This is a genomic window from Streptococcus suis, from assembly GCF_019794555.1.
In the GTDB taxonomy this organism is placed as follows: domain Bacteria; phylum Bacillota; class Bacilli; order Lactobacillales; family Streptococcaceae; genus Streptococcus; species Streptococcus suis_AB.
Window position 1 is genome coordinate 80,872 of record NZ_JAIMEP010000003.1, and the last position, 19,858, is coordinate 100,729.

Annotated in this window: 20 protein-coding genes; 1 reads left to right on the forward strand and 19 read right to left on the reverse strand. The window is 41.1% G+C overall.

Going from position 1 to position 19,858, the window contains the following annotated elements:
- The first annotated feature begins 9 nt into the window (after positions 1-9).
- Positions 10-468: a hypothetical protein gene (locus K6V48_RS02100; RefSeq protein ID WP_222367636.1), complete on the forward strand. Its 459-nt coding sequence runs from the start codon at positions 10-12 to the stop codon at positions 466-468.
- Positions 469-484: 16 nt separating this feature from the next.
- Here the strand turns inward: K6V48_RS02100 and K6V48_RS02105 are convergent, their stop codons facing one another.
- From K6V48_RS02105 to K6V48_RS02195, 19 genes are all read right to left on the reverse strand, one after another.
- Positions 485-2,047, reverse strand: a complete 1,563-nt coding sequence (locus K6V48_RS02105; protein WP_222367638.1) for a recombinase family protein — start codon at positions 2,045-2,047, stop codon at positions 485-487.
- The gene (locus tag K6V48_RS02110) at positions 2,047-3,282 is read right to left on the reverse strand and encodes a recombinase family protein (RefSeq protein WP_222367644.1); all 1,236 of its coding nucleotides are present in this window, start codon (positions 3,280-3,282) and stop codon (positions 2,047-2,049) included. The genes K6V48_RS02105 and K6V48_RS02110 overlap by 1 nt, the downstream gene beginning before the upstream one ends.
- A gap of 57 nt (positions 3,283-3,339) precedes the next feature.
- Positions 3,340-3,501, reverse strand: a complete 162-nt coding sequence (locus K6V48_RS02115) for an SHOCT domain-containing protein (protein ID WP_024380991.1) — start codon at positions 3,499-3,501, stop codon at positions 3,340-3,342.
- Between the two features lie 105 nt (positions 3,502-3,606).
- The gene (locus K6V48_RS02120; RefSeq protein ID WP_222367645.1) at positions 3,607-5,076 is read right to left on the reverse strand and encodes a LysM peptidoglycan-binding domain-containing protein; all 1,470 of its coding nucleotides are present in this window, start codon (positions 5,074-5,076) and stop codon (positions 3,607-3,609) included.
- A gap of 6 nt (positions 5,077-5,082) precedes the next feature.
- Positions 5,083-5,478: a phage holin family protein gene (locus K6V48_RS02125; RefSeq protein WP_024388660.1), complete on the reverse strand. Its 396-nt coding sequence runs from the start codon at positions 5,476-5,478 to the stop codon at positions 5,083-5,085.
- Positions 5,456-5,824, reverse strand: coding sequence for a hypothetical protein (locus K6V48_RS02130; protein ID WP_024388659.1), 369 nt, complete (start codon positions 5,822-5,824; stop codon positions 5,456-5,458). The genes K6V48_RS02125 and K6V48_RS02130 overlap by 23 nt, the downstream gene beginning before the upstream one ends.
- A gap of 5 nt (positions 5,825-5,829) precedes the next feature.
- Complete coding sequence (locus K6V48_RS02135) at positions 5,830-6,036, reverse strand: hypothetical protein (protein WP_024409976.1); 207 nt, start codon at positions 6,034-6,036, stop codon at positions 5,830-5,832.
- Positions 6,037-6,048: 12 nt separating this feature from the next.
- On the reverse strand, positions 6,049-10,596 hold the full coding sequence (locus K6V48_RS02140; RefSeq protein WP_222367646.1) for a phage tail spike protein: 4,548 nt from the start codon (positions 10,594-10,596) through the stop codon (positions 6,049-6,051).
- Positions 10,596-11,318 (reverse strand): phage tail protein, encoded by a 723-nt coding sequence (locus K6V48_RS02145; RefSeq protein WP_222367648.1) that lies wholly within the window; start codon positions 11,316-11,318, stop codon positions 10,596-10,598. Before K6V48_RS02145 ends, K6V48_RS02140 begins: the two co-directional genes overlap by 1 nt.
- Positions 11,315-14,173 carry a phage tail tape measure protein gene (locus K6V48_RS02150; protein WP_222367651.1) on the reverse strand — a complete coding sequence of 953 codons (2,859 nt, stop codon included), beginning with the start codon at positions 14,171-14,173 and terminating at the stop codon, positions 11,315-11,317. Before K6V48_RS02150 ends, K6V48_RS02145 begins: the two co-directional genes overlap by 4 nt.
- Before the next feature lie 182 nt (positions 14,174-14,355).
- Positions 14,356-14,775, reverse strand: a complete 420-nt coding sequence (locus K6V48_RS02155) for a hypothetical protein (protein WP_029185069.1) — start codon at positions 14,773-14,775, stop codon at positions 14,356-14,358.
- A gap of 10 nt (positions 14,776-14,785) precedes the next feature.
- Complete coding sequence (locus K6V48_RS02160) at positions 14,786-15,355, reverse strand: major tail protein (RefSeq protein WP_014636346.1); 570 nt, start codon at positions 15,353-15,355, stop codon at positions 14,786-14,788.
- 1 nt (position 15,356) lies between these two features.
- Complete coding sequence (locus K6V48_RS02165) at positions 15,357-15,683, reverse strand: hypothetical protein (RefSeq protein ID WP_105141844.1); 327 nt, start codon at positions 15,681-15,683, stop codon at positions 15,357-15,359.
- A 6-nt stretch (positions 15,684-15,689) separates the two neighbouring features.
- Complete coding sequence (locus K6V48_RS02170; RefSeq protein WP_105140856.1) at positions 15,690-16,058, reverse strand: HK97 gp10 family phage protein; 369 nt, start codon at positions 16,056-16,058, stop codon at positions 15,690-15,692.
- On the reverse strand, positions 16,051-16,389 hold the full coding sequence (locus K6V48_RS02175) for a head-tail adaptor protein (RefSeq protein ID WP_105140857.1): 339 nt from the start codon (positions 16,387-16,389) through the stop codon (positions 16,051-16,053). The genes K6V48_RS02170 and K6V48_RS02175 overlap by 8 nt, the downstream gene beginning before the upstream one ends.
- The gene (locus K6V48_RS02180) at positions 16,389-16,646 is read right to left on the reverse strand and encodes a head-tail connector protein (protein ID WP_024411438.1); all 258 of its coding nucleotides are present in this window, start codon (positions 16,644-16,646) and stop codon (positions 16,389-16,391) included. The genes K6V48_RS02175 and K6V48_RS02180 overlap by 1 nt, the downstream gene beginning before the upstream one ends.
- 2 nt (positions 16,647-16,648) lie before the next feature.
- Positions 16,649-17,854 carry a phage major capsid protein gene (locus K6V48_RS02185; RefSeq protein ID WP_222367653.1) on the reverse strand — a complete coding sequence of 402 codons (1,206 nt, stop codon included), beginning with the start codon at positions 17,852-17,854 and terminating at the stop codon, positions 16,649-16,651.
- An 18-nt stretch (positions 17,855-17,872) separates the two neighbouring features.
- Complete coding sequence (locus K6V48_RS02190) at positions 17,873-18,568, reverse strand: head maturation protease, ClpP-related (protein ID WP_222367655.1); 696 nt, start codon at positions 18,566-18,568, stop codon at positions 17,873-17,875.
- Complete coding sequence (locus K6V48_RS02195; protein WP_222367658.1) at positions 18,561-19,844, reverse strand: phage portal protein; 1,284 nt, start codon at positions 19,842-19,844, stop codon at positions 18,561-18,563. The genes K6V48_RS02190 and K6V48_RS02195 overlap by 8 nt, the downstream gene beginning before the upstream one ends.
- Positions 19,845-19,858: the final 14 nt, after the last annotated feature.

Consider the following 19,858-nt stretch of genomic DNA (forward strand, 5'->3'; position numbering starts at 1 on the left):
AATTAAATTATGAATTGTTTATTGAATTTATTAGTAATTATTATTTTTTTCGCGCCATTTATCATTCTAGAAGTATATATCTTATGGACACTTACAATGTCGTCAGTTATCGTTCCAACAGAGAAATATTTATCTAAACATTCACAAAAAGAGCTAAATAAACTTAAAAAAATAAAGGAAGAGTTGGGAATAATTGTTGAATCGAATGATATTCTCCTTGTTCAAAAAGCATATCTACTTCGGTTAAAAAAACAAACTTCCGCACTATACATTCTTTTAGTCGCACTTGTATCCTTTATAATTTCAAACTTAGACTTTTTTAACAACGGTACAATTACTCTATTTTCAACTTTCTGGTGGGGAATTTTCGTTGGGATAACAATCATTTTTCAATCAACTTTTATTATTCCAAAAATTGAGGAAAGGGTATTCTTAATTGATTGCTTAATCGAGAAAATGCGGATATAAAACAAACGGTCGTAAACTAGATAGTTACGACCGTTTGATTTTTAAATTTAATAATTATTTTTTTCCCTGGATTGATTGTGACACTCCCTATCATCGTTTCCCATAATAACTCATCAAAGTCTGTTAACAAGCCCTCCTGTTTTTTAAGAACCTCCATGAAAACCTGCAATTCCTTATTCCTTTTGGATTTTTTCATCCTCTGGAGTTCTAGTGATTCAATCTCCTGTACTATAACTTCATACTTTGAAGTCAGTTGATTATACTTATTAAGGTACTTGTCTTGGTCTTGGCTAATGATGGCATTTTCCGAAACTAGGTTTGCAACTAACTGACTGACAACTTCTGCTTCAGTTTCAAGGATTTTTATCTTTTCGTCAATTACCTCAGGGCTTCCAATGGATAATAATACAGATAGATTATCAATTACTTCAAGTTTATTATCTAATACTTGATTAACAGCTGAGACAAACCACTGTTTCACCTCTTCCTCAGTAACGTGTGGGGTAGAACATTTACTACTGCCATTGTATTTTTCGTTACATCGATAGATTACCCTTCTGTATTTGGAGGTTGAATGCCATACCTTGCTGCCAAAGAAGTGACCACAATCTCCACATACTAGTTTTGAGCTGAAGATTGTTGTACTCGACTTTCTGCATTTATTATCGAGCACTTGTTGAACTGCATCAAAGGTCTCTCTATCTACTATTGCTTCATGGTTATTCTCCACATAATACTGAGGCAATTCACCTCTGTTGATGTTCTTCTTTTTGGTTAGAAAATCAATTGTATAAGTTTTTTGTAGTAAAGCATCCCCTTTATACTTCTCATTTCTAAGCATTCGCTTGATTGTGGTTGCGTTCCAATGAGATTTGCCGCTAGGAGAAGATATACCTTGTTCAGACAAATCCTTTGCGATATGATAAGGTGATTTTCCAATAAGAGCTTGCTGAAAGATGTACCTAACAGTTTTGGCTTCATCCTGATCAACTACAATTGCCCCATCTTCACCTGCTTTAAAGCCTAAAACATTGGTATAAGGAAAATGAACCTTCCCTTCTGCGAATTGTTTCCTTAAGCCCCAAGTTACGTTTTCGGATATGCTCCTACTTTCTTCTTGTGCCAAACTAGACATGATGGTTATGAGTAGCTCACCTTTTGAATCTAGTGTCCAAATGTTTTCTTTCTCAAAGTAGATTTCTACACCTACCTCTTTCAACTGCCTAACTGTAGTCAGTGAGTCTACGGTATTCCTCGCAAATCGACTAACAGATTTTGTAATAATCAAATCGATTTTGCCATTGAGTGCATCTTCCACCATAGCTTTGAAACCAGTTCTTAATTTTGTGTTTGTCCCACTGATACCTTCATCAGAGTACATTTTAACAAATTCCCAATCATCCCTCCCATTTATGTATTCCGAGTAATACCGCATCTGCGACTCATAGCTTGTTGCTTGGTCTTCATGATCAGTTGATACCCTGGCATAGCCTGCAACCCTACGCTTCTTCAAAGAGAAATCATCTGAACTTGACCTAATAATACTTGGTGTAGCCTCAATAGTAATTACTTTCTTCACTAATATCGCCCCTCTCTAATTTCTATAGGATATTTCCTTCCTTTTACTGGTATAACCCAGATGATACGTTGACCAAAGTCATACTCGATGTGTTTAATATTATTTTCAACCCACTCTTTATCTGGGACAATGCATAACTTGCTTTTAAACGATGCCAAAAGTCGCTTTTCTCCTAGTGTCCTACATGGACATGATGAGGCTCCGAATCGATTACGTGTTCTACAATAGTATCTTACTGTTTTTTTAACATGTTTTGAGTCCACTTTAACAATCATCAAACATCCGCAGTCTGAACAAAAAATTTTGTCACGGAAGATACCTTTATTTAAGTGACTTTCTTGATGCATTAACTGATATCTACGCTCCTTCTCATGAAGTACTAATTCAAAATATTCTTTCGTAACAATTGGCTCGTGTGCATTTTCAATGATGTACTTATTGAGTTGTCCTTTGTTCCTTTTAGGATTCCTAGAGAATGCTTCACGATAAGTCTTCTGTAGGACAAGTCGACCAAAGTATGCTTCTTGCTTGAAGAATTCTCTGATACTTGCTACGGTAAATGGATTACCAAGCCTTGTTAAGACCTGCTCCTGATTGAGTTTATCAACTATCTGCTGTACCGAATCTCCATCCAGATACCATTTAAAGACTTTTCGAATAACTTTTGCCTCATTAGGTTCAATCTGATATTGCTCTCCATCCCAACGGTATCCATACATATCCTGTGGAGTATGTGGAATCCCTTTTTCAAATTTCTTTTGGACTCGCCATCTTATATTTTCACTCATGTTTTGAGACTCCTCCTGAGCTACTGAGGCAAGGAGGGTTAACATCAATTCTCCTTCTGAGCTAAGACTATCTATATTTTCTTTCTCAAAAGTAACACCAATATTTTTCAGACGTAATTGTCGAACAGTAGTTAGTAATTCAACTGTATTTCGACCAAATCGAGCAATTGACTTAGTGATAATCCTATCAATCTTTCCATCATCACAATCCTTTAAAAGATTTTGAAAGCCTTGTCGATTACTTTGTTCTTTACCACTTATACCCTCATCATAATAAATCCCTACCAATTCCCAGTCTGGATGTGCTTGTATCAAACGGTTATAGTAGCTAATCTGTGTTGACAGAGAATGATGAAGACGACTATCAGAAACCCTTGCGTATGCCGCAACCTTTAATTTTGGCTTACAGGGTGATTTTATGGGTTGTATTCTTCTAACTGTTCTCAAATTAATACACTCCTTTCGCTACTATATATCACTCTAAAAGAAAAAAATATCCAGTTATTAGGTCGATAATTGACTTATAAATGGTTGATATTTTTCAAGCATCAATTGCCTAAAAAGTTCAAATTCCTCAATAGTGATTGCTCCTTTATTTAGAAGTACCTTTGCTTGTATCATTGTCAATTGATAGGTCATCTCATTATTAATTTTTTGAACGTCCATATTATCCTCCTACCTTACTAGGTAGGTTTGGGAGTAATTTTTCCGCATTTTTTGAAAAAAAGCAAAAAAATAAAGCCTGATGTTTCCACCAGGCTTATATCTTAATTATGAAATTCTAAACCAACCTACAACTTTACCAAGTTTAACTGTTCCAGTTGAATCGTAGAGTGAGCCATCCGCCATCCATTGACGTTTCACACGACGAGTAATTCCACCGCCACCAATTTCCAATTGGTCATTGATCCCGTTTTTATTATGGTCAGAATACCCATCAATATTCTGTTCCACACCATCAATACTTTTTCCATCTGAATCCGTCACACAGACACCAATGTGACCATATACCAAACCATCCGTCTGAATGACATAAAAATCACCTGCTTTAGGATTCACACCCCAAGCATCGTAGATGACTTGGAAACCATTTGATTTTGCTTTCTTCAAACAATCAATGGCATTAGTATAGGACATATTCTTTTCCGTAAGCTCTTGAACAATCTTATCCACCAAGGCAACACACTGTCCACCATAAGGGTTAGATGGAACAGTCACCTTCTTACCGACCTTGGATAATGCTGACGCAACCACACGGCTTGCAACACTGGTTGGAATAGTGGTTGTTGTCCTTGAAGCTGCGTTGACCTTTAGAGTTTGTCCAACTCTTAAAATATCCGTTTTCTTCAAGCCATTTACCGCAAGAAGGGCATTAACTGTTAAACCAAACTTCCGAGCGATTCCATAATAAGTATCACCCTTCTGTGCTTGATAGGTCTGCTCACTATGGCCTTTAGTTGTTCCTTCTACATCCTGCTCAAGCACCCATGACTTGATTCCATCAAGTAGATATGCTCTCTTACTGTTGGACTGGTGAGCATTTTTTACTTGGAGGATTTTGTAGGTGCGCCCCTTGACCCAGTTGGCGATTTTCTGACCAGTCTGATAATGAGTCGCATGAGGCAACACCCTAAGACTATCACCAACAAGATAGATTGGTTTTGAAAGAGTTCCTGAACTCCCAACGGTTGAACTGGGGGGCGATGGAACTATGGACTTGACTTCAACTCCTGTTATAGCTGATACAAGACCTTTCGCAATGTCCTCTTTCTTGTTCTCAAAAATCGCCATATCTTGTTCATTATCAATGAAGGCAATTTCCACCAAACGAAAGGTGTATCCACGACTTGCTGCTTGGTTGGCATTATAGAGCCAATCTACCTTCTTAATGCCACGATTTTGGAAATATCGTGAAAGAAGAGATAGGATTGCCACATCTTCCTTATCCGCTTCTAAGGAAGATTGAATCAAGACTTCTGTACCTTTGGCACTACCATTAAAGGCATTGAAGTGCAATTCAGTAATTGAGTCGTATCCCTTACCAATACTAGTAATACTCCGATAATCATAAACATTTTGTTCGGTAATAAAATCAATCTGTTGTCCACTGTACTTAGACATTAACTTGGCTAATTCTCGAACCTTTCCCGCTTCTGTGATGCCTAGTTTGGCATTCACTGCTCCAGGATCATAGCCTGTTCGTCCCTGGCCATGACCACAAATGACTAGATGTTTTCCCATATCTTATCACCTCTCGTTGATTTGTTTTAAAATTGCTTGTAGTTTCTCAGGTATTGGTAGACCAATTCGAACGGTATTTTCTAAGATACTTAACCCCTCATTACTGAGATAAAAGAAAATGACCATGGTTCGAATTGTTCCACCCTGCTTGATGATTGCAGTATCAATCATATGACCTAATGAAACTAAAAATAAAATGGCTATCTTTTTAAAGATGCCACGAAAACCGATACTGCTTGACAATTGTTTCTCTACAACTGCCGCAAAAATTCCTGTTAGATAGTCAATAATAATGAAGACAAGTAGGGCATACAGGATACCATCCAACTCTCCAAATAGACTACCAATCAAGCCTCCAATCATGGAAAATAAAATCTTATTAAGTGTTAACAATTCCTTCATCGGTCACCTCACTTTCTACTGAACCTCCCTGCACAATGGTAGGGTCTGACCAATCTGGTTGACCGTTCTCATCAAACCGCATCAGATAAAAACAATCATGGAATAAATCAGAAAGATTCAGAGTTAATGTGGTACTGCCCCACTGATTAAATGCCCAAACTGTTTCTGTTGTAACTAACTGGCGCTTTCCATTTTTAATGGCAGGTCGCCTTACTTCTTCAAGATACATGTAAAAATCCTGCTCTGCGGTCTTACAACGTATGAACTCTCCGTTCTTACGCATGTAAGCGAGAGCTGTCTCCAAATCAAACGGTTCTGTTACTTTGTCAATATTGAGTAGTGCCATAGCAACTAATCTCCTTTCTCTTCTTCAGGTTTTGTCTGAACTTCTAACAACTCAGTCAATTCCTGTTTTTCTTTTCGCAATTGACTAAGCTCCTCATCCCTTTCCACCAATTGGATGGCAATGAGGTTCTTAGCGGTGATTTCATCAGATAGCTTTGTGACAAGCTCCTGAATAGTTAGCTTTAGTGATTGGTTGATTTGTTCTAGATTCATCCGTGAACTCCTTTATTTAATCGTATCCCATGTCAAGATGACATCACCTCGACCTGTGATGTTTACTAAGTGTTTAAAATTGTGGTTGAATTGATGAAGAACATCTTTCAAACTTACGTATGTTGTACCGTTTCGATAGATGCGGATATCTCCGATATTCAAAATTGAACTTGGTCGGTCAGATGCTTTAAAGGCATCAATACTCAGTCGGTTAGGCAACGTTACTATTTCCCAACCATCTGGATTGGTATATGGAGCACTAGCTAAACGTACCTTATCGCCTACCACATCAATTTGGTCGGTATCTGTACCGTTCCATGCTCGAATTCCTACAAAGCCACCGTCATTGGCATTCCAGTTGTTCCATCGATTGGAACCGATAATGGTTACACCACATGGCTTGCCGTTTGAGGTACCTGTTTCAAATGAAACCCACTGGTGAGGATAACCACTAACCTCACGAGAAATGGATGGAGAGTTTGTAAAGAACTTAATGTTTCCAAGTGACAGATTGATTTTCATGGCTCCGTTGATTGCTGACAAAATACCTCCAGAAATTTTGTTGGCAGATAGGGTCACTGCCTGCACTTGGGTTATGAAGGCTGATTTGGCAAATAACTGCTTGAGATAAGCTTCTGTAGCCATAAACTTGGTAAAGAAAGCTTGGTCAACCTTTATCTTATCCGCAGTAATGGCTTCTGCTCCAATTCGAGCTGCTGAGATGATGCCTGACGTAATCTTGCCTGCATCAAGACTGGCAATCTTACCGCTCGCTATCACACCATCTTGGATATAGGTAGTGCCAGTAATTTGAACGAGTTTTCCATCAATCTTGACTGTGCCATCCTTATTAAGATTGAGCTGACTCAGGACTGTCCCTGCACTGGTCAGATTTCGAACCGACCACGCCCCTGCAAGTGTTGAAACCTGCGTTTGAATGGCATTTACTGTCGCCGTTGTTGCTCGACTTGTTTCTAGATTGCCAACTCGTGTCACAATCCCAGTAGCCGTTTGAACAACCTGACTGATTTGATTGGTGTGATCTCCAATTGTTCGAGTGTGACTACTTACAGTATCCCGCACTTCATGAAAGGCGGTTACTGTCGTAAAGTCGTCTAATGACGGTGTCCAGTAGTCTGGAAAAATATCACCAGTTGATACCATTAAGGCTCTCACATGGAACTTACCAGTTTTAACCCCATCAACTCTGACTTGAAGTTCAAATCCTTTAGAATGTTGGTACATCTCTTGAGTGACGGTGGCGGTCAGTTTTATCAAGCGATAGTTGTTACCCGTTGTCAGATTGCTGCTCCATTTATTGTAGAAAGGGTGATACAAATTCCAGTTGGTCCATGTCCAAACATTTTGACTATCCAATATTGGACCTTGAAGTTTCATAGTACGAGTCGTTACAGCAGGGTCAAAGGTAATCTCATCCGCTGAGACATGAACATATAAATGAACTTTTGACCCAACATAAATTCCACTACTATCCCCAAATTGCACTCTTCCTAATGATGCTATCCAGTTACTACTCACATTTATCGTCTGATAAGCACTCCATCTATCCGAAGTACCAGCTATCAAGTTGCGTTGCGAAACTGAGGTAGGGATTCTGCTTTCCGTTTGACTGATTCGTTGAGTAAAACTATCAGAGGTGGTTCTAACCAAATTCTGCACACTAGTTGTCGTCGCATAGGGTTGGAGAGAACTGCTGGTTAGATAGCCACGACCAGAAATATTGGAATCAACCTGAGACTTGGTTTGGTAACCTTTTGAGTTAATGGCAGATTCAACTTGAGTACTTGTAAGTCGTTGTTCAATTTGTCCAGCCTGAGTTCGGATAGAAGTTTCTGCACTTGCTACTCGACTAGTCAAGTTATTAAAATCAGTTCTTGCGACTTTCTGTGAGATGGCATCATTGGCAATCCGTAAATCTGCCTTGGTTTGGGTAATCTGACTAGCGTTTGTGTTGGCCTTAGCCAAGGCATTATCAGCGGTTGTTTTTACCCCTTCAAGAACTGTCTTATCAGCCTTAAGCAAGATGGATTGCTGTGTTTGTTGGATGGATGTAGTATGTCCTTCAACTATTCGTTTTACTGTATTAAAGTCTGTTTGACTAACCTTTGAGGATACATCCGAAACTAATTGTCGAATCTGTGTCTCACTACTAGAAATCTTTCCATTTGTCTCGGTTAATCTTGTAGAAACCTGCTCCACACCAGAAGCCGTTTGAGTGATGAGTGTCCGTTGGGCGGTCAATTCTCCAGCAATATCTGCTGGGTTTTCTGAATACCCTGTATCCAGTGAGCTTTTTGCGACTTTCAATCCTGCCACATAGAATTTATTGCCATTTGGGATAGTGCTGCCATTGTACTCCGTTCGAAATTGGAGTGAACCATCAGATATGACATGAACTGTTTTCCAGTAGCGTTTCCAGTCACTTGTGACGGATATAATATCGTCCGATTCCCTCACCCTTGCCACTGGAGCACGATAGACACTAGAACCGGACCAAATCGCTGAAACTTTGATGGAAGAAAGTGGCTGATTCGCTTTGGCATAAAAGCTAAAAGTAATGACATCTCCTGCTTTCACAACAATATTCTGATGACTTCCGTTATAACCCGATTGGGTCGAACGAACTACTAGTCCCCTAAAATGCTCTGTTTCAGTGGACCAATTGTTTCCTAAATGCCAGGCATTTCCTTTATTCGACCAATCACGTGTACCAGTCATCAAATTTAGGCCATCTAGGCTAGTTGGAATTTTCGCATCTACCTGACTGATTTCAGTTGTTATGCGATTCCCCAATTGCGTAATAGATGACTCGGCAGTTTCGATTCTCTGTTTTGCTTGGTTAAAATCACTGGTTTTAACACGCTGGGAAATTTGGTCTGCTTGCACTTGAATCATGGATTCTGCACCGGTTACTCGACCAGTCAGACTATCCACCAGTTGCTTACTCGCAAGAAGTTTTATATCCTCCTTGGTTTGCGAGAGACTTGTACTTACAGTAGCCAACTGTCCACTCAACAGTGATTTTGCTACATCAACCAATCGACTGGCTTCAGAGATAGCTTGTGATTTAGCTGTCGCAATCTTTGTCTCTGTCTGACTACGCTCCGTTGAAGTCAATCGGTTAGCTTCTTTAATGGCATCAAGCTTGGCTTGTTCTGCTCTTCTGATGGCTTCTGTGGCCCCAGTTTGAGCCTGTTCTGCCTTCAGTTTGGCTTCTGTGGCTAGGTTGGTGTTTACCGCAGCCTTTGCCAATAAATCACGAGTTGTGCGTTGCTGCTCCTCTTCCTGTTGTCGCATCTGTTGGTGAAGAGTTGAGAGTTCACTGTCAATGCTAGCCTTTAATCGATCCGCATAGACCTCCCCATGACTTTGAGCCTGTTCGATAGCGGTATCGATGGCTACTTGACGTTTCTCAAATTCCGCATCAAAGGCTCTGTTGGCATTCTCAAGGGCAATTTCAACGGCAACATCCTCACTCCGCTTATTCCCATCAAGGAGATTATTTGCTAGTGTTGTTAGGCTACCGCCAGTTTTACCTGTTCCGATACTTGCCTTATCATCAAATGTGATAGAACGGTAATTCTTAGCTAAAGGATCATAATCATAAGCGATGGCTTTCTTCCTCACATCAATCCCGTGTAGCTTGCTTTTTAAAGTTACGGTATCGCCTAGATGAACCGTTTGACCATCTAACTCAAATGCCTCAATGATGATGGCATCTTTTGGCTTATCAATTCCCTCTAAGCGAAACTTGCTACTAGCCCACTCTATTAACTCTTGACGAGATCTGAGGTTATTATTGGTATAGGTCACTTCATTGATGAAAGGATAGGTGTTTATCAATGGACTGTCTAGAGTGACTTGAAGTACAGTCTCCCTATCCTGCCCCTCTTGTTTAAAGCTTGAAGTGGCATGGATACGAGTGATAATCTGTGAACTTTCTTTGGTTCGCTGATACTTTTTCAAATTGTAGTGAGTAGAGATGACTACCCCACGGTCTTGTCCTCGCTCACTCTTAATTGATAAGGCAAGGTTATCACGAACCAGTTCTCCCTCCCAAGTACCAAGGATAGAATGTTTACCATCCAGTAGTGTGGAGTAAAGCGTCTGTTCCTTGTCTGTTGTATAGGTTCTGTTCTTGACAATATCACTTGTAAAAGAAAAATCTCCCAGTGGAGACTTGCTTGCCATGACCATGCTTGATAAGGCAGTTGCACACGGTACCTGTTCACACCTAAATGGCGATACCAACCTAGTCATGACGTCATCTGATATATGATAGGCCACAACTTCAAGACTGGTGTCCCCTTCGATGACTTGCTTTATCCGAAACAACTGATGTCCCAATACTGGAACTGGGCTACGAACGAGGTAGTCCTCTTTTAACTCTCGAAATAGTCCGCTGTCTGTGATCGGATAGGTAAAGTTCAGGACAAAAACCCCATTCAAGGTTTCTTTAACGCTTGCCTTAATGGTCTCTTGGAGTGGTTTACCATGCCATTTTGCCGTTCGAACGGTTTTGTCTAATAAAGATAGCACTATGCCCACCCCCAATTCGTTTCTATTGTTAATGATGTGATGCCAGAACCTAAGACAACTCCAACTGTGTCATTTCTGCCTGCATCTATGGTAATGAAATCGCCAGACCATTTTACAGGCTGACCTCTTTGTGTCTTAAAACTTGGCTGACTAGGATTATTGTCCATAACAAGTGTTTCCTGTAATCGCTCCAAGCGGATGACATCATCCCCAATCGTAAAGCTAGTTTCACTACTTGAGTTGCCACTTATGGTAATCTTTGGAAAAGCTATGGCTGAACCTTGACTTCTCAAAGTACCACTAGTCCTAAACACCTGCGAGGTCGTCGTTTTGAACCACTTGGTTGGGTGACAAGAAAAAGAAACCTTAAGCTCATACACACCCAGCTTATCCTTTTGAACTGGAGTATGGTGAACCTTGTAACACCAAAATCGTATGGTATTGAAACTAGCGTTCTCAAGCCAAAAACCTTCTTTCAAAAATAGCTTCAAAAAGGAAAACAACTGTTCTTCACTAGGTTTTACAAGATAGAGGGTGTAGCTCAGTTCCATGACACTTCTGCGAGGATTGGTTTGAAGAACCGCTCCTGACAGGCCTTGGTGTTCTATCAATTGCGTCTTACTTTCACTTACTGTGATTGAAGGACTATCTTCCACGATTACCTTAAAAGGAAAAGAACTCGTGGACACTCCATCAATGGTTAATGCATTATGTTTAATCATGGTTTCACTCCTCTCAATCCTTGCTGACGTTCTAATTCATACACTAATTTCTCTCCAACCATCTCCGCAAGTCGGTGAAGGTCAGTCTCTTCTCTTACTGTGTTACCTGTAATAGTGATATGAATGGTTGGTAGATTGCTTGTCATGGTCTTTGCGATTCCTCGACCAATTGCACCCAATGTTTGTTCATTCAAAGGCAACACCGCTTCTTTTCCTGCTTCACCACCAACCATCAGGCTATTGCCATTCATTCCAAATGCAGTTGGTTTGGTTAGAATACCACCTTTGGCATACCAATCGATGGAAATTCTAGGAATTCCACCCTTCAACCAATCAAGAGGATTGGCAGACCCAGACACCCTAAAGTGAGGGAGGGGTATATGCGGCCAGCGAATTTGGAAGTTAAAGAGATTTTTGATGGCATTGATAGCGTTACTCACGGCATCTTTTGCCCCATTGATGGCATTGGAAATGGTATTCTTGACACCATTCCAAACGGATGACACCGTGCTTGAAATGCCATTCAAGACACTAGAGACCGTGTTTCGGATACTGTTCCAAATATTGGAGACTGTTGAGCCGATGTTAGATAAAATACTGGATATGGTCGATTGGATTGCTGTCCAGACGGAAAAAACAACTGAACTAATGGCGGACAGTAAGTTTGCAATGGTATTTTTGATACCTGTCCAAGCAGTTGTGATGTACTGGGCGATGAAGTTTAAAGCTAATGAAATCAGGGACTTTATTCCCTCCCAAGCCGTAGCTAGGACTTGTTTAATGGTATCCCACGCTCCAGTCCAATCACCAGTGATAACCTGCATGACTGCCTTAATGATACCAAGCACCACATTGATGGCAGTCTCAACCACAATCTTTATCATCTCCCAAGCAGTTGTGATGATAAGTTTGATATTTTCCCAGCTTGCTTGGATGAGCGGCCCAAGAATAGTCATCACAGTTTGAATAACCGTAGTGATAGCATTCCATACCGTGGTTGCAGCATTTAGAATCAATTGCTGGTTTTCAGTCCACCATGTGGTTAGGGTTCCCCAGATGGACATAACAAAACTAGAAATCTGCTGGATAATCATGGACAGAAAGGCATAGATACTATTCCAGATTTCCGTCACAGCCGTTCGAAAGCCTTCGTGGTTCGTCCAGAGTTCTTTTAACCCAACAATCAGTAAGGTAATGGCGGCTACAATACCAACAATAATCCCCACAATCGGCAAAAATGCCGTTATCATTCCAACAACGGTTGTCCCCATAGCGGCTGCCGCAACCTGTAAGCCCAAGAAAACAGGAAGTAACATCCCTACCACGGCTAAAATACCTGTGAAGATAATGACGACTTCCTTGATGGGACTGGATAAGTTGGTAAACCAAGTCGATAGTTGACTAACAATGTCTGCCAAACTTTGAAAGACTGGAATAAGCATCTCCAGAATCGGTTGACCGATTGCTGCTAGAGCATTAGTTCCAGACTGTCTTAAGTTACCCATAACGTTTTCCAGTCCGTCTGATTCCCTTGCAGCTTGTCCCAAGGCTCCAGAGAGTTCATTGCCGTCCTCTACCATTTGAAGGAGGGTTAACTGCTTCTGAGCTTCTGATAGTTCATTGAAGGACTTTCCATAGAGCTTGTTCGCCGCTGCATTACGAGTGGTTTCTGTCGCAGAAATACCTAGAGCTGCGTCATTTTCATAGTTTCCTTTGAGGAAGGATTGCAGGTTTTCGGTGACTTCTTCGATGGATTTGTCGTAAAATGCTGCCCCATCAGCCGCTGCTCTGGTGGCACGAGTAGTCAGATCCAAAGCCTGAGCCGTATCCATCCCAGAGGTTTTGGCAAAGGAAGCCATCTGAGTGAAGGAGCCTTGAAGACGCTCTGGAACAATGTCCATCTCTTCCCCAATCTTATTGAGTGCATCCTTAGCAGCATTCTCCATATCTCCAAAGACGGTAGAGAATTGGGCATTGCTGGCTTGAAGTTGAGCTGCCGCAGACATGGACTCTGTTCCGACTTCGAAGATTTTCTGAGAGATGTCTGCTAGCTTCTCACTGGTCGCTTGAAGTGCCTCAGCCCGAATGGTGTCAGACATGGCTTTCATGCCATCTTGAGCACCATCGGCAGAGGATTTAGTCTCATCCATCTCGTTGTTCAGGTTATTGAGAGCGGTCTTTGCTTGGTTCAACTCAGCTTCCATCTTATTGGCTTCAATGGAATTCTCACCATATTCACTCTTTGTCAAGGCTAGTTGCTTTTCGAGATTGGAAATTTGTTTTGAAACAATTTCTGACTGCGCTCCAATCTTTTGTTGGGCTATTGCATTGCGTTCTGCTTCGGAACTATTGGATGACAAAGCACTTTCTTGTAACTCAAATTGAGACGTGACCTTGTTCATCTCACTTGCTAACTGCCCCTGCTCCACTTGGAGTTTATCTAATTGTTGAGCCGCTGAACTACTTGCTCGACCGTGATTCTCAAGTGTTGATGACACATCAGCTAACTTAGTTTCATAGGACGTTAGCAGCCTTTGAGTAGTTTCCACCTCACGTTGAAAGGCACGGTACTGGTCTGCCCCAATATCCCCAGCCTTAAATTGAGCTTCCACCTGTGATTGGGCTTGACGGAGCGTTGCCAATTTTTCTTTGGTTGTCTCGACTTGTTTTGCCAAGACTTCCTGCTTTTGAGTAAGGAGGGTGACATTGCCTGTATCAAACTTGAGAGCCTTATCAATTTGTCTTAGTTCTTTGGTAGCTTCAGATGCTTGTTTGTTCACACCCTTTAGGGCATCTTGTAAGGGTTGGGTATCGCCACCAATTTCAATTGTAATCCCCTTTATGTTTCCAGCCATAGTCCCTCCTTTCTACCATCAGAAATTATCAAAATCAGCTTGAGTTGCCGGGCGTGTTTGAGAAGTTTCTCGAGTACGCATCTCCACATAGTCCGTTTGATAGTCAAGTGCCATTCCAATAGAGATATGTTTTAAATCGTCAATGGTCAGACCAGTCTCCTTACAACAGGAGAAATAACTCTCTACTGTGAAGATTTCCTCACTCGCTGTTTCTGTTTCATCTGCTTTTTTCTGGTTGACATCCCTTGGTTCAACATATTCATCAAGACAGGGGCTACTTCCTGCACTGGAAATTCTTCCATCTCCATATAAAAATCCACAAATGGTTTCACTCGTGGATTGGCAGATTTGGCAAAGACCCAAAAAATCCGATGGAAAAATGTCATATCGAAATCAGACAGAATAGAAACATCAATATGATGTGCCTGTAAATCTTCTCCTTCTTCCAACTGGTCTAGCTTATCCAAGATAGCTTGACTATTGACCATAGAAAAGAGATCTTGGAAATAGTCCTTACCAAACTGCTCTTTATAAGCAATTGGTGTGTAGGCATTGGTTGCTAACTCGTAGGTTGTTCCTGCTATGGTAATACTTTCTCTCATTGCCTACTCCTTACTTACGAGGTTCAAAAACTGCCTTGAACCAGTTTTGACGAATTTCATCACTCGTTTCCTCCGTTGTTCGTCTACGTACAACCTTATCAAGAGGGCGAGGACTGGCAGTAAAGGTCAACTCTACCTCATTGATATCCGAACCTGACTTGGTTTTTGAACCAACAGTCGGACGAGATGCGTAACAATAATACAAAACGTGTAATGTTTCTTTTTTATCCCCTTCAAAACGGAACATCAACGCAAAATTTTTCTTTTCGCTATTTGCGATTTCTGAAATGGTATTTGTCGTTGCATCTAACTGCTCTCCGAGGACTCGAGTCAAAAATTCCTGCGTTAGAAGAGCAACTTTTAGCGTTCCTTCATAACCATCGTTTGACTCCGTTGTATAAAAATTGATATTGTCCGCCTTATAAGAACCCTTGTCTCCTGTTGGTTCAAGGGTTAATTCTGCAGCACCACGAAGTCGTTCCACATTGCCATATGTCAACGTACCATCAGAACCTTCGCTTGTAACTTCCGCCCAATGGACATCTTGTAGCCCAAAGGTGACCTTATTCTTTTCAGCCATATTATCCTCCGTGTAATGTAATGTAATAGGTTATTTGATAGAGTTTCTCAGATGAGATATAGGTCTCTACTTTTTCAAAATAAATAAGGTGGCTGTCAAATAATGACTCCACCTTTTGTTCAGTTGCTAAATCTTTCTTAGTGGTATAGAGTTCCACTTGCAGGTTATTCAGCTTATGATAGGTCCAATTGTCTGCACCATGATTATCTGAATCAGTCATCAAATATACTAGATACGGTGGTCTTGGACGACTCCCTTCTTCAAAATGATGGTAGGCGACTGGGAGCTGTAATTCTTTGAGAATGGAGTACATTTCACTCAGTAGCATGTCTTATCACACTCGCTTTCTCAGCTTTTCTTCTAAGGATTGTATCGCTTGTTTCTCAATGGGAGCGATATGCTTGATTCCCTCAACTCGCCCACCAGAGCTTTTGGCATGACCATTTTCTAATAGATGCGTCAAGCCTGGCGTTCGATTATGAATGGTTTTGGTTAAACCTGTACTGGTATCAATCGTTGCTTTACTCTTCCACCCTTTGGCATAAGATCCACTCTTTCTAGGTGACGTTGCTCTCAAGGTTTCAATAGATTCCTCAGTGACTTCCTCTACAATTTCACGCATCACCTCTGTAGTGTCCTGCACATACTCAGCTAGCTCATTTGCGATGGCAGATTCTAGTGCACCCAATTCAATTCTAGTCATAAATCTCCTCCTTAATGGCGACTATGTAAATCAGTTGCCTTGGCACTGTATCTCCATCAATCGACTCAATCTCATAGGTTTGACCACGAAATTGAATGCGTGTCGTTAAAGAATGAAGTCCAAGAATTGCTTTTTCATACCTGAGGGTGAACTGGACTTTCTCTTGTTCCAGTTTCGTCACCCTCCCATCCCTTTCGGTCAAGGTGAGAGGACGGCAAGAGCACCACCGTTCAAATAAAGGTATCCATGTCGAAGTTTCATTGCCAATCTCATCTTGAACAATCTGTCGAACATGAAATGACAATCGTTCCCTCAAAGGTGCAATCTTCATCAGAACACATCCTTTCGTTCAGCCAACAATAAGTGATAAAGCGTCTCCTTCAACTCTCTATGATTTGCATCTTCTCTGTGTTCATAAAGATAGGCAACCCCGTATAGGATTGCCGTCTTTAGAACTTCTGAATAAATTGATTGTCGCAAAATATCTTCACAGAGTTGTTGACTGGTTTCAAGCAATTGCTCAATCAGTCCATCCTCATCATCGTGTTCCACTTTGAGATACTGTTTTGCTTCTGCTAAACTAACCATAACTACTTAGCCTTTACAGTTAGAGTCTTAACAGCTTCAGGTAGAACTAACTTACCATCCACACGTTGTGAAGCAAGAAAACCAATCTGTCCATTGTTGGCATAGAGTTCATTCAGACGTTTGAAGGTACGTCCCTGCCGATCTGCAATCCAATAATATGAGAAATCACCAAATGCAATGGCTTTGTTTCCTGCTTCAGGAAGTGGGGCAAAGGTTGATGTATAATATGGTCGATTTAGAATCAAATCTGGTTGTCCAGCTTGAGTGGATGGCTGCCAAATGTAATTACCGTTATTGTCCTTGAGTTTACGGATAGCTTTGACAGTCGTATCATGTAAAATCCAAACTGCGTTCTTACGGTATGGGGCAGGGAGAGAATGATACAGTTCAATCATGTCGTCAAAGGTAATATCCTTTGTAGCAGTCGTTGGACCTGTAACTTCTGCCTGAGTAAAGATTCCAGTTGGTTTCTTAGAACCATCACCAATCAAGAATGCTTTTTCTTCTTCCGTTCCAATACGACGAGCAAATTCAGCTGTCATATAGGATTCAAGGTCAAAAACTGAATCGTTAAGCAACTCTTCAGAAATACGAATAGCAGTCCCAATCTTATGAGAGTCTAGTGTCACCTGACCAAAGGTTTCTTCTGTTTCAGGATAAAGGCCATTTTCATCCATCCATGATGCTGAACCGTGTCCAGTCACAACAGGAATCTTACGCTCACCACTAGAGGTTTTGATGACAGTCGCAAGGCTACGGAAGAAATTCTCTTCTTGTAATCCTTGAACCAATTTCTTCTCATACTCATCAGGAACAAGATGACCACCTTCGGTATCTTCTCCTACTCGAAGGACGTCTTTAACATCAAAGAAGTGACGCTTACGGACACTTGTCCAAAATGTCTTGGCATAGCTATCTGAAGCCACACCTTTCTTTTCCTCTTCAGAAGTCTTGTCATTCAAAACTGTAGTGGGCTGCCCAATTAGAGCCTGTGATGCTGGTTGAGAAAGTTCAAGGTCAATCTTTTCTTGTCGCTCCAATCGAGCAATCTCTTGATTGTAGAGGTTGATTTTTGCTTCCATATCATCATAGCGTTTGGAATCTTCCTCTGATACCAGTCCGTCTTCTGAGCGAACAGAGTCAAGGAAGGTTTTTGCTTGTTGCCAAGCTAGGTTACGTTTTTCTTTCAATTCAAGTAATTTAGACATCAGTTCATATTCCTTTCGTTATTTGAGCAAATTCAATCGTTTTTCCAACTGATTGATAGGGATTGTTTTCTTTGGTTGTTGGACTTCAAGTTTCGCCTGCATTTTTACAAGTAAATCTTGTTGTGCAGTATTTCGACTGAAAGAATAACTCTCGGTGTCCATTCCATGTTCCTCTTGTTTGTCAAAGAGAATCTTGTCCGCAAAGCCGAGATCAACAGCCTTTTTGGCATTGAACCAAGACTCTGAGTCCATGAGGTGTGATAGCTTGGTTCTTGAAAGTCCTGTTCTTAATTCATAGGCATTGATGATGGATTCCTTAATCTCTCCCAACATTTCAATGACCTTCTGCATATCCTTGGCTTCACCTTGTGCGACTGTCCAAGGATTGTGAATCATCATCATGGCAACTGGACTCATAGAAACCGTTGTACCTGCCATGGCAATGACACTAGCAGCACTTGCGGCTAAGCCATCAATTACGACATGGACATCACCTTTGTAATCCATCAACATGTTATAGATTTGAGCCGCCGCAAAAACATCACCCCCTGGACTATTAATCCAGAGGGTGATGTCTCCACTTCCTGCATGTAAATCATTTTTAAATACTTGTGGCGTGACTTCATCGCCAAACCACGTCTCATCAGCAATCTGTCCTTCAATACGAAGTGTTCGACCACTATCATCTTCTGTAAAATTCCAAAACTTATGCATCCATATCCTCCTCAGATTGAGTTTCTTGTTCTAACGGTGCTTGTTTCATAAAGCCACCCGCATCCTTCAGTTTCGTCATGTTTCCATTTATCAAGTAGAGATTGCCTCCTTCCTCATCTGAAAGGAGATTCAAGTCCTCAAGTTCACGAATATCATTCGTCGACAGCCAGCCATTTTGTCTCCCAATCGCATAGCCATTCATTCTACTCTGATAGTCTCCACGAAGAAGACCATCTACATTGAACTTCACAAAGTAGGTTTTCTTTTCTTCAGGTAAAAAAAGAGACCTCTTGAAAGCCTGTTCGAGACGAACTACCCAGGGGTCTAAGGTATATTTAACAAATTCTAGAGATTGTTGCTCAATGTTTGAAAATGAGGATTTCTCCAAGTCACCAACCATATGAGGTGGAATGCGGTAGAGCCTTGCAATTTCATTAATTTGGAATTTTCTAGTTTGGAGAAACTGGGCTTCTTCAGGTGGAATGCCTATTTGAGTGTATTTCATCCCTTCCTCAAGAACTGCCACTTTATGGGCATTGGTTACCCCATTGTAGACTGCATTCCATGAATCTCTCACTCGTTTGGGATCCTTGAGAATCCCTGGATGTTCCAAAACACCACCAGGATTTGCACCATTCTTAAAGAATGATGCACCATAGTTTTCCGTAGCCAAGGTCATACCGATGGCATTTTTTGCAAGGGCAATTGGAGAATAGCCAATCAATCCATCAAAACCCAGACCTGGAACATGGAGAACATCTTCTGCTCTCAAGATAGCATCTCCCTTTTCCTTAAAGTTTGGATTTTCTTCTGACTGACGCTTGTATTTGTAGTAGAGCTTACCACTCTCGTCTCGATGAACTGACATCTTATCTGGTAAGAGTGGGTAAAGACTGATTACCTGTCCACTCCTATCTCGGATAATCTGGACATAGGCATTGCCCCATATCAGAAGATGGGTCATCAAGGTTTCTCTAAAGACGAAAGATGACATCTCAGGGTTAGGTTCATCATGTAAGAGAAAATAAAGGGGATGTTCCACCTTCTTCTCCTTTCCAGTTGCCGTTCTCTCAAATACATGAATGGGTAATGAAGCAACTGCTTCAGCTAAGATACGGACACAAGCATAGACAGCTGTCGTCTGCATAGCTTTAAACTCATCCACATTCTCCCCACTGGTCGTTCGTCCAAACAGATAGGAAAAGTCCTGGCCTTCATAACTATTCCGTGGTTTATCCCTAGCACGCTTACGTCCCAGTAAATCTAGTAGTCCCATACTTCCTCCTTTTG

Bases quoted from the DNA above. Each gene is read 5' to 3' on its own strand.
- K6V48_RS02125 (WP_024388660.1), bottom strand. From the start codon at position 5,478: ATGAAGGAATTGTTAACACTTAATAAGATTTTATTTTCCATGATTGGA.
- K6V48_RS02195 (WP_222367658.1), bottom strand. From the start codon at position 19,844: ATGGGACTACTAGATTTACTGGGACGTAAGCGTGCTAGGGATAAACCA.
- K6V48_RS02170 (WP_105140856.1), bottom strand. From the start codon at position 16,058: ATGACTAGAATTGAATTGGGTGCACTAGAATCTGCCATCGCAAATGAG.
- K6V48_RS02180 (WP_024411438.1), bottom strand. From the start codon at position 16,646: ATGGTTAGTTTAGCAGAAGCAAAACAGTATCTCAAAGTGGAACACGAT.
- K6V48_RS02150 (WP_222367651.1), bottom strand. From the start codon at position 14,173: ATGGCTGGAAACATAAAGGGGATTACAATTGAAATTGGTGGCGATACC.
- K6V48_RS02175 (WP_105140857.1), bottom strand. From the start codon at position 16,389: ATGAAGATTGCACCTTTGAGGGAACGATTGTCATTTCATGTTCGACAG.
- K6V48_RS02185 (WP_222367653.1), bottom strand. From the start codon at position 17,854: ATGTCTAAATTACTTGAATTGAAAGAAAAACGTAACCTAGCTTGGCAA.
- K6V48_RS02155 (WP_029185069.1), bottom strand. From the start codon at position 14,775: ATGAGAGAAAGTATTACCATAGCAGGAACAACCTACGAGTTAGCAACC.
- K6V48_RS02100 (WP_222367636.1), top strand. From the start codon at position 10: ATGAATTGTTTATTGAATTTATTAGTAATTATTATTTTTTTCGCGCCA.
- K6V48_RS02145 (WP_222367648.1), bottom strand. From the start codon at position 11,318: ATGATTAAACATAATGCATTAACCATTGATGGAGTGTCCACGAGTTCT.
- K6V48_RS02115 (WP_024380991.1), bottom strand. From the start codon at position 3,501: ATGGACGTTCAAAAAATTAATAATGAGATGACCTATCAATTGACAATG.
- K6V48_RS02165 (WP_105141844.1), bottom strand. From the start codon at position 15,683: ATGCTACTGAGTGAAATGTACTCCATTCTCAAAGAATTACAGCTCCCA.
- K6V48_RS02130 (WP_024388659.1), bottom strand. From the start codon at position 5,824: ATGGCACTACTCAATATTGACAAAGTAACAGAACCGTTTGATTTGGAG.
- K6V48_RS02135 (WP_024409976.1), bottom strand. From the start codon at position 6,036: ATGAATCTAGAACAAATCAACCAATCACTAAAGCTAACTATTCAGGAG.
- K6V48_RS02120 (WP_222367645.1), bottom strand. From the start codon at position 5,076: ATGGGAAAACATCTAGTCATTTGTGGTCATGGCCAGGGACGAACAGGC.
- K6V48_RS02160 (WP_014636346.1), bottom strand. From the start codon at position 15,355: ATGGCTGAAAAGAATAAGGTCACCTTTGGGCTACAAGATGTCCATTGG.
- K6V48_RS02190 (WP_222367655.1), bottom strand. From the start codon at position 18,568: ATGCATAAGTTTTGGAATTTTACAGAAGATGATAGTGGTCGAACACTT.